Origin of the sequence: Wenzhouxiangella sp. 15190 (genome assembly GCF_003417465.1) — a bacterium.
In the GTDB taxonomy this organism is placed as follows: domain Bacteria; phylum Pseudomonadota; class Gammaproteobacteria; order Xanthomonadales; family Wenzhouxiangellaceae; genus Wenzhouxiangella.
Genome location: NZ_QVMV01000049.1, coordinates 1 through 13,737, shown reverse-complemented (window position 1 = coordinate 13,737; position 13,737 = coordinate 1). Strand labels below are relative to the sequence as shown.

Here is a 13,737-nt window from a genome sequence, read left to right as displayed (position 1 = left end):
GTTTCACTGAGGCCGAGGTTGGGAATTGCTAAGTGTCTCGTTCGACGCTGGCTACTTTTGTCCTCCTTCTCCAGCGTGATGTCCGTGCCCGGTTTATCGGCAGCGCCAGCGGCTGGATCTGGCTGATTCTCAACCCGCTGCTGTTGCTGGCGGTTTACTCCTTCGTATTCGGCGTGATATTCCAGGCCCGGGTTCCACCCGGCCTGGAAATGCCATTCGTGGCCTGGCTGGCGGTCGCGCTCTGGCCCTGGCTGATGTTTTCCGAGGGTGTACTAAAGGGCTCCCAATCCATTCGGGAGCATGCTGCGCTGATCTCGAAGGTTTCACTGCCACGTGAACTGCTGGTGTTTGCGTCGGTATCGGCGGTTTTCCTGCTCCACCTGGCCGGCTACCTGGCCGTTTTTCTCGTCCTGGTCGTTCTGGGTATCGACCTGCACTGGGCCGGGCTGCCCCGACTGCTTCTGGCGCTTGTCAGCCTTTTCGTGTTGACCAGTGGGCTGGCGCTGGGCCTGTCCGCCATCCAGGTCTACGTCCGCGACCTCGAACAGGCCCTGCCGACGGTGATGATGTTCTGGTTCTTTCTCACCCCGATCCTGTACGCGCCCTCCCTGCTGCCGTCAGATCTTGGGGCCTGGCTGGATCTGAATCCGCTGACCTGGTGGATGGCCGAAATCCGCGGCGGGATCCTGCATGCCGAGTCTCTTCCTGGTTGGCCGGCACTGGCGATGCTTCTCGGCAGCCTGGCAGTGGCCTGGGCCGGGCATCGTATTTTTCGCCGTTTGAGCCCCTACTTCGAGGACTTCCTGTGACCCGGCCGCTACTCAGCCTGGCGAATGCCTCGAAGCGCTACCCGCCGACGGTCAATTCGGGAGAGCGCTTTCGTGCCTTCTGGCAATTGCTGTGGCGCGGCAAGGCCGAGGGCGGCACGGCGGTGCTCGAGGACATCAGCTTCGACATCATGCCGGGCGAATCGCTGGCCATCATCGGCTCCAACGGTGCAGGCAAGTCCACCCTGCTGAAGATCATCACGGGCGTGCTGGCGCCGACCACGGGGACGATCGAACAAAACGGCAGTGTCGCCGCGCTGCTGGAACTGGGCGCCGGCTTCGATCCCGAATACACCGGCCTGGACAATCTGCGCATGAATGCCGCCTTTCTCGGCCTGTCGCGGCGGGAAGTCGACGAACGCCTGGACGATATTCTCGCCTTTGCCGACATCGGTGATTCCGTTTACGAACCGGTCAAGCACTACTCATCGGGCATGGTCGTTCGCCTGGGGTTCGCGGTGGTCGCCTCGGTCAGGCCCGACCTGCTGATTACCGACGAGGTACTGGCGGTCGGTGACGAGAGTTTCCAGAAGAAGTGCATTCGCTGGATCGAGGGCTACCTGGCCGACGGCGGCACCATGTTGATGGTCTCCCACAGCATGTACCAGGTTCAGAAGCTCTGTCGCCACGCGCTCTGGCTCGACGAGGGCAAGGTGTCCATGTACGGCGATGTCTTCGATGTCACCCAGTCCTACCTGGCCTGGCACGAGCGGAAGGATGCCCGGGATGTCGGTGCCCGGGCAGGCAGTAACCCGGACGCGCCCTATCGGATTCGATCCATGACGCTGGGGGAAAACGAGGGAAACAGTCTGATGTTGGCGGTTGGCGATCCGCTGGAAGTCCGACTGGAGCTGGCCGCGCCGGACGGCCGATCCCCGGAGGCCTTGTTCGGCATCGTTCGAGCCGACGGAACGCCGGTTTATGGCGTGGCCACCGACCACGATGAGATCGAGCCTTACCCCGTCGGCGACAATGGCTGGGTCGTCATCCTGCGATTCCCCGAATTGCCCTTGCTGCCCGGTGGCTACACCCTGCGTGCCCATGCCATGGACCCGGAGGGGTTGCGCGTGTGCGACACGATCGAGCAAAGCTTCACTGTCACCGGCCGCAGCAGAGAGCTCGGCCTCGTCCGACTGAAGCACGAATGGCGCAAGCCGTGACCGCGATCGTCGTTCCCGTATTCAATGCGCCCGAGGCGACGCGTCGTTGCCTGGCGTCCCTGACTGAAACTATCGAGACGAGACAACCGGTGATCGTTATCGACGATGCATCGACCGAGCCCGAGATCCCGGAATTGCTCGATAGCCAACCCCGCAACTGGACGCGGGTCCGCAACGAAAGCAACCTGGGATTCGTCGCCAGCGCCAACCTCGGCATGACCCTGGCTGCAGGACAGGATGTGATCCTGCTCAACGCCGATACCCGCGTCACATCGGGCTGGCTGGAGGCCATCGAGCGCTGTGCCGCCTCGGGCCGCGACATTGCCTCTGTGACGCCGTTGACCAACAACGGCGAAATTGCGTCCATCCCGACGTTCTGTCATCCGAACCCCTGGCCCGATGCCCCCGAGCGTTGGGCAAAGGCCTGCCGGGAAGCCGGTCCGCCTCTATATCCCGAAGTCCCGACGGCCGTCGGGTTCTGCATGTTCCTGCGGCGCCGGGCCATCGACCAGATCGGCCTGTTCGACGAGGCCGCCTACGGGCGGGGCTACGGCGAGGAAAACGACTGGTGCATGCGCGCCGCTCGCGCGGGTTGGCGCCACGTGATCTGCGACGATGCCTTCGTCGCGCACGAAGGCGGCGCCAGCTTCGGTCCCCTGGGACTGAAGCCCGGTGGCGAGGCGATGGAAACCCTGCTCTCGCGCTATCCGGACTACATGGAGCGTGTACGCGCTTTCATCGAAGCCGATCCGATGGCCGAGCGCCGGCAGAAAATCGTCGAGGCCTTTCGAAAAGCCAACCCGTCGCAATAATGTCGTCCCGGAAACGCCGGAGGCGTTATCCGGGATCCCGTGCACTGTGGTCCATGTTCAGTACTCGGTAATAAGTCGAAACGACAAAACGACGAAACGACACATAGAGCCCAGACCACAGACCACAGCCAACCGGCCGGGTTAAACTGGCAGCTGTACATGATCGACACCCGCTAGATGTCAGACCAGCCCGAACTCGAATTCACCGGCGAGCGCTTCACGCCCGAGTGCGTGCGTGAAATGGCCTACGAGCATTGGCACCGTTATGCCTGGGCGGCCGAGATGGTCAAGGGGCTCGACGCGCTCGACGCGGCTTGTGGCGAGGGTTACGGCAGCCACCTGCTGGCCACACGGGCTAAGTCGGTCGTGGGCGTGGATATTGGCGAAGCGGCGGTGGCGCATGCGCGCGAACGCTATTCTGGCGACAATCTCCGGTTCGAACAGGCGGATGCCACCAAGCTGCCCTGCGAGGACGATCGCTTCGATGTCGTCGTATCCTTCGAGACGCTTGAACATCTCGAGGCCCAGGAGACCCTGCTGGCCGAGTTTCGTCGCGTCCTGCGCCCTGACGGCTTCCTCGTCATTTCCTCGCCCGATCGAAAGACCTACAGCGACGAGACCGGTTACGACAATCCCTTCCATGTGCGCGAGCTGTACCGCGATGAACTCGAGTCGCTGATCTCGGCGGTCTTTCCGGCCTATCGTTTTTATGGCCAGAAGCTGATGTTCGTCTCGGCCCTGTGGGATCTGGACGACGGCGAAGGGCGGCAATTCCTGATCGAAGACGAAGGAACCCTGCGCGCGGCACACGCACCGGATTATCCACCGCTTTACTACGTCGTCGTGGCGGCCGCGGAGCCCTCGTCGTTGCCGCCGGTAGCGGGTCTGTCGCTCTACGGAGACCGCGGTGAATCGGTCTACCAGCACTACAATGACGAGGTGGCCCGGCATATTCAGGCCGGCCACCTTCTGGCCGAACGCGAGGCGGAGATCGAACGCCTCCGGGCCCGACTGGCCCGGCCATGGTGGCGCAGGATCTTCCGTCGATCATGACTTCAGCAGTCAGCCCGCTGTCGCGCGTGACCGCGGTGATCGTCAATTACAATTCCGGCCGCTGGCTGGCGCGCTGCATCGAAAATCTCCGTGGCCGTGGCGGCACGTCTCCGCAGGTGATCGTCATCGACAACGCATCCGATGACGGCAGCATTGACGTCCTGCCCGCGATGCCCGGCATCACGGTTCGCCGGGCCCACCGCAACCTCGGCTTCGGGCGAGGCGTCAATCAGGCGCTGCGGACCGTGCGCACGGAGTACCTGCTGATCATCAATCCGGACTGTCTGCTGGTGCCGGCTGCGCTGGCTCGACTGGTCGAAGAGCTGGATCAGCACTCCGACGCCGCCCTGGTATCGGGGCGGGTGTTCGACATGCGCGGGGTCGAGCAGCGCGGCAGCCGCCGGCGTCTGCCCACCCGGCGACACGTGCTTTCCGAAATCCTGCCGTTCAGCCGCATCAACGGCATCGATCTGACCCATGAGCCTTCCCCCGAGGAGCCGAGCGACGTGGAAGCGGTTTCCGGCGCCTGCATGCTGGTGCGCACCGCGGCCCTGGCGCAGGTCGGCGGATTCGATCCGGGCTTTCACATGCACTTCGAGGATCTCGACATGATGGCGCGTCTGCGCGAGGCCGGCTGGCGCATTCGCCTGGTGCCGTCGGTCTTCGTATCGCACGCCGGCGGGGTTTCCTCCCGTCGTCGGCCGATCGCCGTCATGTGGGCCAAGCACAAGAGCCTGTGGCGCTATCTCAACAAGCACTCCGGTGATGATGAAGGCTGGACCTGGTTCAGTCGCATGCTGTGGTGGTCGTTCATTCACCTGCATGCCGTGCTGATGACCCCGGTGTGCCTGCTCGCGCGACGATGAGCGAAGGCGCGATCATCCTGCTGCTCGGCGCAAGCGGAGCCGGCGGCCGCTATCTGCTCGACCGTACGGCCGGCCAGCGCGTGCGCGTTATCGCCGTATCCCGCCGCGAACCCGCCCGGGCTTTCCCGCATGTGACCTGGCTTCAGCACGACCTCGAGCGCGGCCCGGCCGATGTGCGCGCCGGAACGCTGGTGAGCTTCGGGCCACTCGCCCACGCGCTCTCGCAGGTCGAGCAAGGTACCGGCCTGGGCCGGGTAATTGCGCTCAGTTCGGCCAGCACGATGTTCAAGAAACAATCCAGCGATCGGGCCGAGCGTCGGCAGATGGACGCCTTGGCGCGGTGCGAGCAAGCGCTGGCCGACGCCTGCCGTGAACGCGACATCATAATGACCCTGCTCAAGCCGACGATGATCTACGGCGGTGGCGACGATGCCAATGTGAGTCGCCTCAAGGGCTTGGTCTCGCGGCTGGCGTATGTGCCCGTGGCCGGCCGCGGGCTGCGTGCACCGGTCCATGCCGACGACCTGGCGCGGCTGGCTGTCGAGTGCGTAATTTCCGGGCCGAAGAGCGCCGGCACCTGGCTACTGGCCGGCGGGGAAACGCTGACCTACCCCGACATGCTTTCTCGAGTGGCCGCCTCCGAAGGTCGCAATATTCGCCTGCTGCGCTTGCCCGCGTCGATCATGAAGGCCGGCATTCGCGCCGCCCACCTGACCGGCCGGCTCAAGGACATCACGCCGGCAATGATCGAGCGACAGGCGATGGACTTGGTCGTCGACGACACGCCGGCGCGGGAGCAGCTGGGATGGAATCCGAGGCCGTTCAGACCATGAATCGGTAAAGCACCAAATCCGAAGCACCAAATCTCAAACAAATTCGAATTTCCGAATACTCAAATGACCCAAACGGCGATCATGCTCTGACGCCCAGGTCTTTCGTTTCGATCATTCGAACATTGAGATTTTGAATTTGTTTCGGATTTCGAATTTGTAATTTCGGATTTTCAACGTTGACCTGTGCCACCGGCCGGTGATTCCGACTCCGACGTTAATCAGGCCTTCAAACGCTTGTATTTCAGCCTGTGCGGTCCCGCCTGGTCGCCGCGTCTTTTCTTGAGGTCTTTTTCGTAGTCGGTGAAGTTGCCCTCGAACCATTCGACGTGCGAGTCGCCCTCGAAGGCCAGTACATGGGTGGCGATGCGGTCGAGGAACCAGCGATCATGCGAGGTCACCAGCACGCAGCCGGGGAAGGCCAGCAGGGCCTCTTCCAGGGCGCGCAGGGTCTCGACGTCGAGGTCGTTGGTCGGTTCGTCGAGCATCAGCACGTTGGCGCCGGAGTGCAGCACCTTGGCCAGGTGGACGCGGTTACGCTCGCCGCCAGAGAGCTGGCCGATGCGTTTCTGCTGCTCGGAGCCCTTGAAGTTGAAGCGGCTGGCATAGGCGCGGGCCGGGATGCGGTAGTTGCCGACGTGGATCTCGTCGGCACCGTTGGAGATCTCCTCCCAGACCTGGCGGTCGTCCTTGAGGCTGTCGCGCTTCTGGTCGACGTAGCCCAGCTCCACCGTCTCGCCGACGTCGATCGTGCCGCGGTCGGGTTCTTCCTGCCCGGCGATCATGCGGAACAGCGTGGTCTTGCCGGCGCCGTTGCCACCGATGATGCCGACGATTGCACCCGGCGGCACCTTGAAGCTCAGATCCTCGATCAGCAGGCGGTCGTCGTAGCCCTTGTAGAGTCCGTCGACCTCGATCACCTTGTCGCCCAGGCGCGGGCCCGGCGGAATGTAGATCTGCTGGGTCTCGTTGCGCTTTTGGACCTCTTTCGAGTTCAGCTCTTCGAACTGCTTCAGGCGTGCCTTGGATTTGGCCTGGCGGCCCTTCTGGTTGGAGCGCACCCATTCCAGCTCGTGCTTGATCTCCTTCTGGCGGGCCTGCTCCTGTTTTTCTTCCACGGCCAGCCGCGCTTCCTTCTGCTCCAGCCAGGCCGAGTAATTGCCCTCGAAGGGAATGCCGTGGCCACGGTCCATCTCGAGGATCCAGCCGGCGACGTTGTCGAGGAAGTAGCGATCATGGGTCACGGCCATGACGGTGCCGGGGAATTCGTCGAGATAGCGCTCCAGCCAGGCCACCGACTCGGCGTCGAGATGGTTGGTGGGCTCGTCGAGCAGCAGCATGTCGGGCTTGGAAAGCAGCACGCGGCAAAGCGCCACGCGGCGGCGCTCGCCGCCGGAGAGCAGTTCGATCTTCGAGTCCCATTCCGGCAGGCGCAGCGCGTCGGCGGCGACTTCCAGGGTGCGCTCGATTTCCCAGCCGCCGGCGGAGTCGATCTTGTCCTGCAGTTCGGCCTGTTCGGCCAACAGCTCGGTCATCTCGTCGTCGCTCATCGGCTCGGCGAACTTCTCCGAGATTTCCTCGAAACGCACCAGCATGTCGCGCAATTCGCCCACGCCGTCCATCACGGCCTCGCGCACGGTCTGGTCCTCGGGCAGCTCCGGTTCCTGCGGCAGGTAGCCGATGCGGATACCCGGCTGCGGCCGCGCCTCGCCGTCGAATTCCTTGTCGACGCCGGCCATGATGCGAAGCACCGTGGACTTGCCCGCGCCGTTGAGCCCCAACACGCCGATCTTGGCGCCGGGGAAGAACGACAGGGAGACGTCCTTGATCAGGGTGCGGTTGGGCGGCACCACCTTGGAGACGCGGTGCATGGTGTAGACGTACTGGGCCATCGGCGGAATCCGTTCGGTTCGTTGCGAGTGCGTGAATGTGGGGGCGAGTGTAGCGGATTGCCAGGCGGCAACGAGTGTGAAGTGTTCAGTGTGAAGTGTGAAGAGGGGACGGCGACTTCCTTCACACTTTACACTTCACACTTCACACGTGAGACTCCATCTCATGAGCAACGCAGCACCGATGAAAATTCTGGTCACCGGTGGGGGCGGCTTCCTCGGCCAGGCCATCGTACGCCAGCTCGTCGAGCGCGGCGATTCGGTGTCCACCATCAATCGCTCCGACTATCCCGAGCTGGCGGGGCTGGGCGTGACCTGTCATCGCGGCGATATTGCTGACCGGGAGGCAGTCATGGCCGCCGTCGACGGCATGGATGCGGTGATCCACGTGGCTGCCAAGGCCGGCCCCGGCCTGTACGCACCGGATTTCGTGGCCGCCAACGTGGTGGGCACGGGCAATGTCATCGAAGCCTGCCGCAAGTTCGGCGTGCGCTATCTGGTGCACACCTCGTCGCCCAGCGTGGTTCATGCCGGCGATGATATCGATGGCGGCGAAGAGTCGCTGCCTTATCCGGATCATTTCCCGGCACCGTACCCGGCCACCAAGGCGGAAGCCGAGCGTCTGGCGCTGGCCGCCAGTGATGCCGATCTGAAGGTCTGCGCGCTGCGCCCGCACCTGATCTGGGGCCCGGGTGACAATCAGCTTCTGCCGCGCCTGATCGAGAAAAACCGTGCCGGGCGGCTCAAGCTGCCCGCGCCGGAAAAACTGATCGATACCGTCTATATCGACAACGCCGCCGGGGCGCATGTGCTGGCGCTGGACAATCTCTCCGGCCCGGGCACGGCTGCCGGCAAAGCCTACTTCATCTCCAACGGCGAGCCGAAACCGGTCGGCGAGATGCTGTCGATGATGCTCGAGGCCGCCGGCGAAACGCCGAAGCTCGGCCGGGTGTCGCCAGGCATCGCCATGGCCGCAGCAACGCTCGTTGAATGGCTGTGGCGGGCCACCCGGCGACGAAGTGATCCGCCATTGTCGCGATTCGTGGTGGAGCACCTGGCCACGGCACACTGGTTCGATATCTCGGCGGCTAGGCGCGACCTGGGATACGAGCCGACCGTCAGCATCGAGGAAGGGCTGCGAAAGCTTTGGGGTTCATAAACCGCGGCGTCGCGCCCAGTTGTTGATGCGCTCGATGCGCGATCGCCGCACCAGGTGGCGATCGAGCTCGTCCACGCGGTCGTAACTGCCGTACTTGAGCTTGACCCAGCCGTTGAGGTCGATCTGGCGCAGGTAGTCGAACAGCCAGTGATTGATCGGGTGCCACCCGGGCTTGCGCACCAGGGCCGTACCGAGGTCGATGATGACCGGTCGCCCATCGCTGGCGACCAATACGTTCTGGCGGCTCTTGAGGTCGCCGTGGACCACGCCGCGTTCATGCATGGCCTGGATGGTCTGCCTGAGTCGGCCGAAAAAGCATTCCGGGTCTGAAGGTGTGGCGTGGCGGAGCAGGGCGCCGTCGACGTATTCGATTGCCAGGTGGCAGCCGCCGAACAGTCCCAGGCAGCGCGGAAAGCCCTCGAGACCCTCGATGCGGCGATAGGCCCGGTATTCGCGCCCGAGCGAGAAACGGCGTGCACGCCAGGCGATACCGCGTCCGCGCGGGGTCTTGACGGCCAGGTCGAGGTCGCCGGTTTGCACGCGTACGATCGTGCCCTGGTTGCTTTCGGCGATCACCGGCCAACGCGTGGTCGAGAAGTCCTCGAACAACGCATGGATGTCACCGAGTTTGGTTGCGGCCAACGGCATTCGCCAATCATAGCGGATTGCAGCGGTATTTCAGGTGCTCGGCGGTCGGGAAAAGTTGGGCCCGGGACTCGAAATCCAGGCCGGCGACCCCCACAATACGCATCACCACAGGATTCAGACGGGGATTTGGAACAATGCCGATCTACGAATATCGCTGCCAGTCGTGCGGGCACGAACTGGAAAAACTGCAAAAGCTTTCCGACCCGCCCCTGGTCGACTGTCCCGAATGCGGTCGTCCCGAACTGACCAAGCTGATTTCCGCCGCCGGTTTCCGGCTCAAGGGTGGCGGCTGGTACGAGACCGATTTCAAGAAAGACAACAAGCGCAATCTTGCCGGTGACGGCAAGGACGGCAAAAAGGAATCGAAGTCGGAAGGCCAGTCGGAATCAAAGGACAAAAAGGGCGAGAAGAAGTCGACCTCATCCGGTTCCGACAAGAGCGGCAGTGCCGGCAGCCCCTCCTCCGGGCAGGCGGCCTGACCGATGCGCTCTCATCTTTGCGGAGAAGTCACCGAAGCACTCGATGGCCAGCAGGTCACCGTCTGCGGTTGGGTCAATCGGGCCCGTGATCTGGGTGGGCTGATTTTCATCGGTTTGCGAGACCACGCCGGTGTTCTGCAGGTCGTGGTCGAGCCTGACAACAAGCCCGCCTTTGCCGAGGCCGAGAAACTGCGCAATGAATTCTGCGTACGCTTGACCGGCACGGTCCGCATGCGCCCGGAAAGCCAGTGGAACCCGGACATGTCCACCGGCAAGGTCGAGGTGGTAGCCGACTCGCTGGAGATTCTCAGCGCCGCCGCGCCGCTGCCGCTGCTGATGAACGACGAAGACGGCGAGGAAGTGCGGCTGAAGTACCGCTTCCTGGATCTCCGACGACCGCGCCTGCAGCGCAACCTGCGTCTGCGCTCGAAGCTGACCGGTGCGATCCGGCAGTTCCTCGACGCGCGCGATTTCGTCGATGCCGAAACCCCGATCCTGACGCGTGCCACGCCCGAAGGCGCGCGCGACTACCTCGTGCCCAGCCGCGTGCACCCGGGCAGCTTTTTCGCGCTGCCGCAGTCACCGCAGATTTTCAAGCAGATTCTGATGATGACCGGGCTGGACCGCTACTACCAGATCGCGCGCTGCTTCCGCGACGAGGACTTGCGCGCCGACCGCCAGCCCGAATTCACCCAGCTCGACATGGAGATGGCCTTCGTCGAGGAGGCTGACGTGCAGAACACTGCCGAGCAACTGATCCGGCAGGTGTTCAAGGACGTGCTCGACGTTGAGCTGCCCGATCCTTTCCCGCGCATGAGTTATGCCGAGGCGATGCGCCGCTACGGTTCCGACAAGCCGGACCTGCGTGTCGATCTCGAGCTGATCACCATCTGCGAGCACGTGCGCCACGTCGAATTCAAGGTCTTCTCCGGCCCGGCCAACGACCCGGCCTCGCGTGTGGCTGCGTTGCGCGTGCCCGGCGGCGCTGAGCTGACGCGCAAGCAGATCGATGGCTACACCGATTTCGTCGGCCGTTACGGTGCGAAGGGCCTGGCCTGGATGAAGGTCAAAGATGCCGCCGCCGGCCTTGAAGGCGTGCAGTCGCCGGTGGCCAAGTTCCTCGATGAGCAGGCGGTGGCGGGCATTCTGGCCGAAACCGGCGCGCAGGACGGCGATATCCTGTTCTTCGGCGCCGGTGAGAAGATGACGGTCAGCACCTTCCTGGGTGCGCTGCGCCTGCAGGTGGCGAAGGATCTCGACCTCGTGCAGGAAGGCTGGAAGCCCTTGTGGGTGGTCGACTTCCCAATGTTCGAATACGACGACGAGGACGGCCGCTACTACGCGCTGCACCATCCTTTCACCGCGCCGGCGGTCAACGACGGAGACGCGCTCAAGGCCGACCCGGTCAACGCGCTCTCGCGTGCGTACGACATGGTGCTCAATGGTTCGGAGATCGGCGGCGGTTCGATCCGTATTCACGACCCGAAGCTGCAGCAGGCCGCCTTCGACGTGCTCGGTATTGACGAGACGGAAGCGAAGGCGCGTTTCGGCTTCCTGCTCGAAGCGCTCAAGTACGGCTGCCCGCCGCACGGCGGCATTGCCTTCGGCATCGACCGCATCGCCGCGCTCATGGCCGGCGAGGACTCCATCCGCGAAGTCATCGCTTTCCCCAAGACCGCGAATGCCTCGTGCCTGATGACGGGGGCACCGGCGGCGGTGGAGGCTGAGCAGCTGAAGGAGTTGAAGTTGCGATCGGATGCAGGCGAGAGTCAATGACCAATTACCAAGCACCAATTTACAAACAAATCTCAATGATCGAATAATCAATCATCGAAACTGCAGCGTTTGGAACTCGTTTCGGTCATTGAAAATTGATCATTGGTCCTTGTTTGTAAATTGGAATTTGGTTCTTGGTCATTGAGCATGCTTGGTTCTTGAGCATTAAGGACGACGGCCTGAAGCAATGAATAAGGCAACCTCCCCCCGAACCGTCGTCCTGGTCCACGGCCTCTGGTGGGGTCCCTGGAGCATGAGGCTGGTGGCCCGCCGGCTGGAGCGGGCGGGATTTCGAACCCACAGCTTCGGCTATCCCACCATGCAACGCTCCTTGCGCGCCAATGCTGAGGCCCTGCGCGAGTTCGTCGCCGGCCTGTCGCTCGACCAGGTCGACCTGGTTGGCCATTCCCTGGGCGGGCTGGTCATCCTGCGCATGCTCGATGAATACACCGGCCTGCCGCCGGGTCGTGTCGTGCTTCTGGGAAGTCCCGTCCGGGGCTCGGCCGTGGGCCGGCGCGTGGCCGGTCGTCCCCTGTTCAAGCCGTTGGTCGGACAGGCGAGGAAGGCGCTGACCAACGGCCTCTCCCACGCCCCTCCCGGCCGCGAGACCGGCGTGATCGCCGGCAGCCGATCGATGGGGGTAGGGCGGATTATTGGCGGCCTGGATGGTCCCAACGACGGTACCGTCAGCGTCTCGGAATGCCGTCTCGAGGGAGCCGCGGAGTGCATCCTGCCGGTCACCCACACCGGTCTGGTGATGGCGCCGGTGGTATCGCGGGCAGTCGCAAGATTCCTGCAGTCCGGCAGTTTCGAGAAGTAGCGGTTCCTAAATCCGAAATCCGAAGCACCAAATCCGAAACAAGCACCAAACTCGAAATTCGAAACGGCTGCCTTCGATCAGTTTCGGATTTTAAATTTCGGATTTGTTTCGAGTTTGGTGCTTCGTGCTTCGAATTTCGCGCGCCACGCGGCGCGCGTTACCTCCAAGGATTACACGCATACCCGGCCAGGTTGATCAACCGCTCGGCTTCGAAGGAACCGGTCCCCAGTCCGCTTTCGCTGAAGTTGTAGCCGATCAGCAGTGTGTTGCAGTCCAGTGCCTCGAGGGTCATGGTTCCGATGAATTCATCGGTGACATCGTCCTCGTCATACCTTCCGGGGGGGCTGGTGATGAATTGGCCGCCCGACAGTTCGAGCATGTCGAGGGTGACCATATCGAAGCCAGGCTCCAGGTTGGAATCCGCGCCGATGACCCAGGTGGGCGCACCATTTATGTAGGTAAAAAACAATACCGAGACCGAGTTGGTGTCGGGACCGTCCGGGTTGTAGACCTCGCCGATCTGCAGCACGACGCCGCTGAACGGTCGGCCCTCGACCGTGTACTGGCCCGACATGCGGCCGTGAAGAATGGGGTAGTCCTTTTGTGTCGGGTCGATCTGCGGCTCGTACTCGAAGATCGTGAACAGACGAAAGTCCTCCGACGGGTCCGTCCGGGCGTAGTCGCCCCAGAAAAGCTCCAGGGTGAATTCATCGTTGTATTCGGTCGGTCCGAACGTTGTATCGTTGTCCGGGTTGAGCGGAAACGGATCGACGCCGAGCATGTAGGTCGTCGCGCCCACGAGGTCGTTGCCGGACGCCCCCACGCCGCCGACGGCGGGATGGCGGATCAATTGTGCCTGGTGGCCGGGCAGCTCGACGTTCCCGGCCTCGGCGAAAGCTCTGGGAACCAGAACGGGCCCGCCGCTGACTTTTTCCAGTCGGACCATCACCACCGAAAAGCCTTCGTCGTGACACCCCGTGCGCCAGATCTGCACGCGCACCTGGGCGGCCGGCTGGTCCTCTTCGACCGAAGGGATGAATACGTCCTCATCGTACAACTCGTTCTCGGCGGATGCCGACTCCTGCGGCAGCGAAACCGCCACGCAGCCGGGCGGGAAGGGCGATTGCAGGTCCGTGAGCACGTTGATCTCGCCGGTCGCCGAAGCGTGGCCGACGAGCACGAAAGTCAGGGTAAGCAGCAGGTAGCGCATGGTTCGGTCATTCCGTGACATGTGTCGCTCATTCTAGCGCCGGATTCTGACTAGTGGCTGAATGGAGTCGGGCTGCTTCAGGCGGGGGGCGCAAGGTGGTTTGGTGATACCGGGTGCTGTGCGGGCTTCGACAAGTCAAAATCTGTTCCGCCCGCCTGCTCCGCAGGCTGATGGCGGGTCCCTTTTTTCCAGCGCGAAAAAAGGGACG

General features: G+C 63.2%; 13 protein-coding genes. 10 read left to right on the top strand and 3 right to left on the bottom strand.

Going from position 1 to position 13,737, the window contains the following annotated elements:
* Window positions 1–32: 32 nt before the first annotated feature.
* The 6 genes from DZK26_RS12305 (at window position 33) to DZK26_RS12280 (ending at window position 5,551) form a co-directional block, all read left to right on the top strand.
* Window positions 33–809 carry an ABC transporter permease gene (locus tag DZK26_RS12305; RefSeq protein WP_116899108.1) on the top strand — a complete coding sequence of 259 codons (777 nt, stop codon included), beginning with the start codon at window positions 33–35 and terminating at the stop codon, window positions 807–809.
* Window positions 806–1,987, top strand: a complete 1,182-nt coding sequence (locus tag DZK26_RS12300; RefSeq protein WP_116899107.1) for an ABC transporter ATP-binding protein — start codon at window positions 806–808, stop codon at window positions 1,985–1,987. The genes DZK26_RS12305 and DZK26_RS12300 overlap by 4 nt, the downstream gene beginning before the upstream one ends.
* Window positions 1,972–2,799: a glycosyltransferase family 2 protein gene (locus DZK26_RS12295; protein WP_116899106.1), complete on the top strand. Its 828-nt coding sequence runs from the start codon at window positions 1,972–1,974 to the stop codon at window positions 2,797–2,799. The genes DZK26_RS12300 and DZK26_RS12295 overlap by 16 nt, the downstream gene beginning before the upstream one ends.
* 177 nt (window positions 2,800–2,976) lie before the next feature.
* Window positions 2,977–3,852: a bifunctional 2-polyprenyl-6-hydroxyphenol methylase/3-demethylubiquinol 3-O-methyltransferase UbiG gene (locus DZK26_RS12290; protein ID WP_116899105.1), complete on the top strand. Its 876-nt coding sequence runs from the start codon at window positions 2,977–2,979 to the stop codon at window positions 3,850–3,852.
* Complete coding sequence (locus DZK26_RS12285; RefSeq protein ID WP_181918478.1) at window positions 3,849–4,718, top strand: glycosyltransferase family 2 protein; 870 nt, start codon at window positions 3,849–3,851, stop codon at window positions 4,716–4,718. The genes DZK26_RS12290 and DZK26_RS12285 overlap by 4 nt, the downstream gene beginning before the upstream one ends.
* On the top strand, window positions 4,715–5,551 hold the full coding sequence (locus DZK26_RS12280; RefSeq protein ID WP_116899103.1) for an NAD-dependent dehydratase: 837 nt from the start codon (window positions 4,715–4,717) through the stop codon (window positions 5,549–5,551). Before DZK26_RS12285 ends, DZK26_RS12280 begins: the two co-directional genes overlap by 4 nt.
* Before the next feature lie 218 nt (window positions 5,552–5,769).
* Here the strand turns inward: DZK26_RS12280 and ettA are convergent, their stop codons facing one another.
* A complete protein-coding gene (gene ettA, locus DZK26_RS12275; RefSeq protein WP_116899102.1) occupies window positions 5,770–7,440 on the bottom strand; it encodes an energy-dependent translational throttle protein EttA in 1,671 nt (556 codons plus the stop codon).
* Between the two features lie 163 nt (window positions 7,441–7,603).
* On the opposite strand from ettA, the gene DZK26_RS12270 reads away from it, so the two are divergent.
* On the top strand, window positions 7,604–8,596 hold the full coding sequence (locus DZK26_RS12270) for an NAD-dependent epimerase/dehydratase family protein (protein ID WP_220376498.1): 993 nt from the start codon (window positions 7,604–7,606) through the stop codon (window positions 8,594–8,596).
* On the opposite strand, the gene DZK26_RS12265 is transcribed toward DZK26_RS12270, so the two are convergent.
* The gene (locus tag DZK26_RS12265) at window positions 8,591–9,244 is read right to left on the bottom strand and encodes an RIO1 family regulatory kinase/ATPase (RefSeq protein ID WP_116899101.1); all 654 of its coding nucleotides are present in this window, start codon (window positions 9,242–9,244) and stop codon (window positions 8,591–8,593) included. The two genes, DZK26_RS12270 and DZK26_RS12265, sit on opposite strands and share 6 nt — an antisense overlap.
* Before the next feature lie 134 nt (window positions 9,245–9,378).
* On the opposite strand from DZK26_RS12265, the gene DZK26_RS12260 reads away from it, so the two are divergent.
* The 3 genes from DZK26_RS12260 (at window position 9,379) to DZK26_RS12250 (ending at window position 12,319) form a co-directional block, all read left to right on the top strand.
* Window positions 9,379–9,723: an FmdB family zinc ribbon protein gene (locus tag DZK26_RS12260; protein ID WP_116899100.1), complete on the top strand. Its 345-nt coding sequence runs from the start codon at window positions 9,379–9,381 to the stop codon at window positions 9,721–9,723.
* Between the two features lie 3 nt (window positions 9,724–9,726).
* The gene (gene aspS, locus DZK26_RS12255; protein WP_116899099.1) at window positions 9,727–11,499 is read left to right on the top strand and encodes an aspartate--tRNA ligase; all 1,773 of its coding nucleotides are present in this window, start codon (window positions 9,727–9,729) and stop codon (window positions 11,497–11,499) included.
* Between the two features lie 187 nt (window positions 11,500–11,686).
* Window positions 11,687–12,319 carry a triacylglycerol lipase gene (locus tag DZK26_RS12250; protein ID WP_116899098.1) on the top strand — a complete coding sequence of 211 codons (633 nt, stop codon included), beginning with the start codon at window positions 11,687–11,689 and terminating at the stop codon, window positions 12,317–12,319.
* 157 nt (window positions 12,320–12,476) lie between these two features.
* On the opposite strand, the gene DZK26_RS12245 is transcribed toward DZK26_RS12250, so the two are convergent.
* On the bottom strand, window positions 12,477–13,550 hold the full coding sequence (locus tag DZK26_RS12245; protein WP_147306712.1) for a hypothetical protein: 1,074 nt from the start codon (window positions 13,548–13,550) through the stop codon (window positions 12,477–12,479).
* Between the last annotated feature and the right edge of the window lie 187 nt (window positions 13,551–13,737).

Bases quoted from the DNA above. Each gene is read 5' to 3' on its own strand.
- DZK26_RS12295 (WP_116899106.1), top strand. From the start codon at position 1,972: ATGGCGCAAGCCGTGACCGCGATCGTCGTTCCCGTATTCAATGCGCCC.
- DZK26_RS12290 (WP_116899105.1), top strand. From the start codon at position 2,977: ATGTCAGACCAGCCCGAACTCGAATTCACCGGCGAGCGCTTCACGCCC.
- DZK26_RS12285 (WP_181918478.1), top strand. From the start codon at position 3,849: ATGACTTCAGCAGTCAGCCCGCTGTCGCGCGTGACCGCGGTGATCGTC.
- DZK26_RS12280 (WP_116899103.1), top strand. From the start codon at position 4,715: ATGAGCGAAGGCGCGATCATCCTGCTGCTCGGCGCAAGCGGAGCCGGC.
- ettA (WP_116899102.1), bottom strand. From the start codon at position 7,440: ATGGCCCAGTACGTCTACACCATGCACCGCGTCTCCAAGGTGGTGCCG.
- DZK26_RS12270 (WP_220376498.1), top strand. From the start codon at position 7,604: ATGAGCAACGCAGCACCGATGAAAATTCTGGTCACCGGTGGGGGCGGC.
- DZK26_RS12265 (WP_116899101.1), bottom strand. From the start codon at position 9,244: ATGCCGTTGGCCGCAACCAAACTCGGTGACATCCATGCGTTGTTCGAG.
- DZK26_RS12260 (WP_116899100.1), top strand. From the start codon at position 9,379: ATGCCGATCTACGAATATCGCTGCCAGTCGTGCGGGCACGAACTGGAA.
- aspS (WP_116899099.1), top strand. From the start codon at position 9,727: ATGCGCTCTCATCTTTGCGGAGAAGTCACCGAAGCACTCGATGGCCAG.
- DZK26_RS12250 (WP_116899098.1), top strand. From the start codon at position 11,687: ATGAATAAGGCAACCTCCCCCCGAACCGTCGTCCTGGTCCACGGCCTC.
- DZK26_RS12245 (WP_147306712.1), bottom strand. From the start codon at position 13,550: ATGTCACGGAATGACCGAACCATGCGCTACCTGCTGCTTACCCTGACT.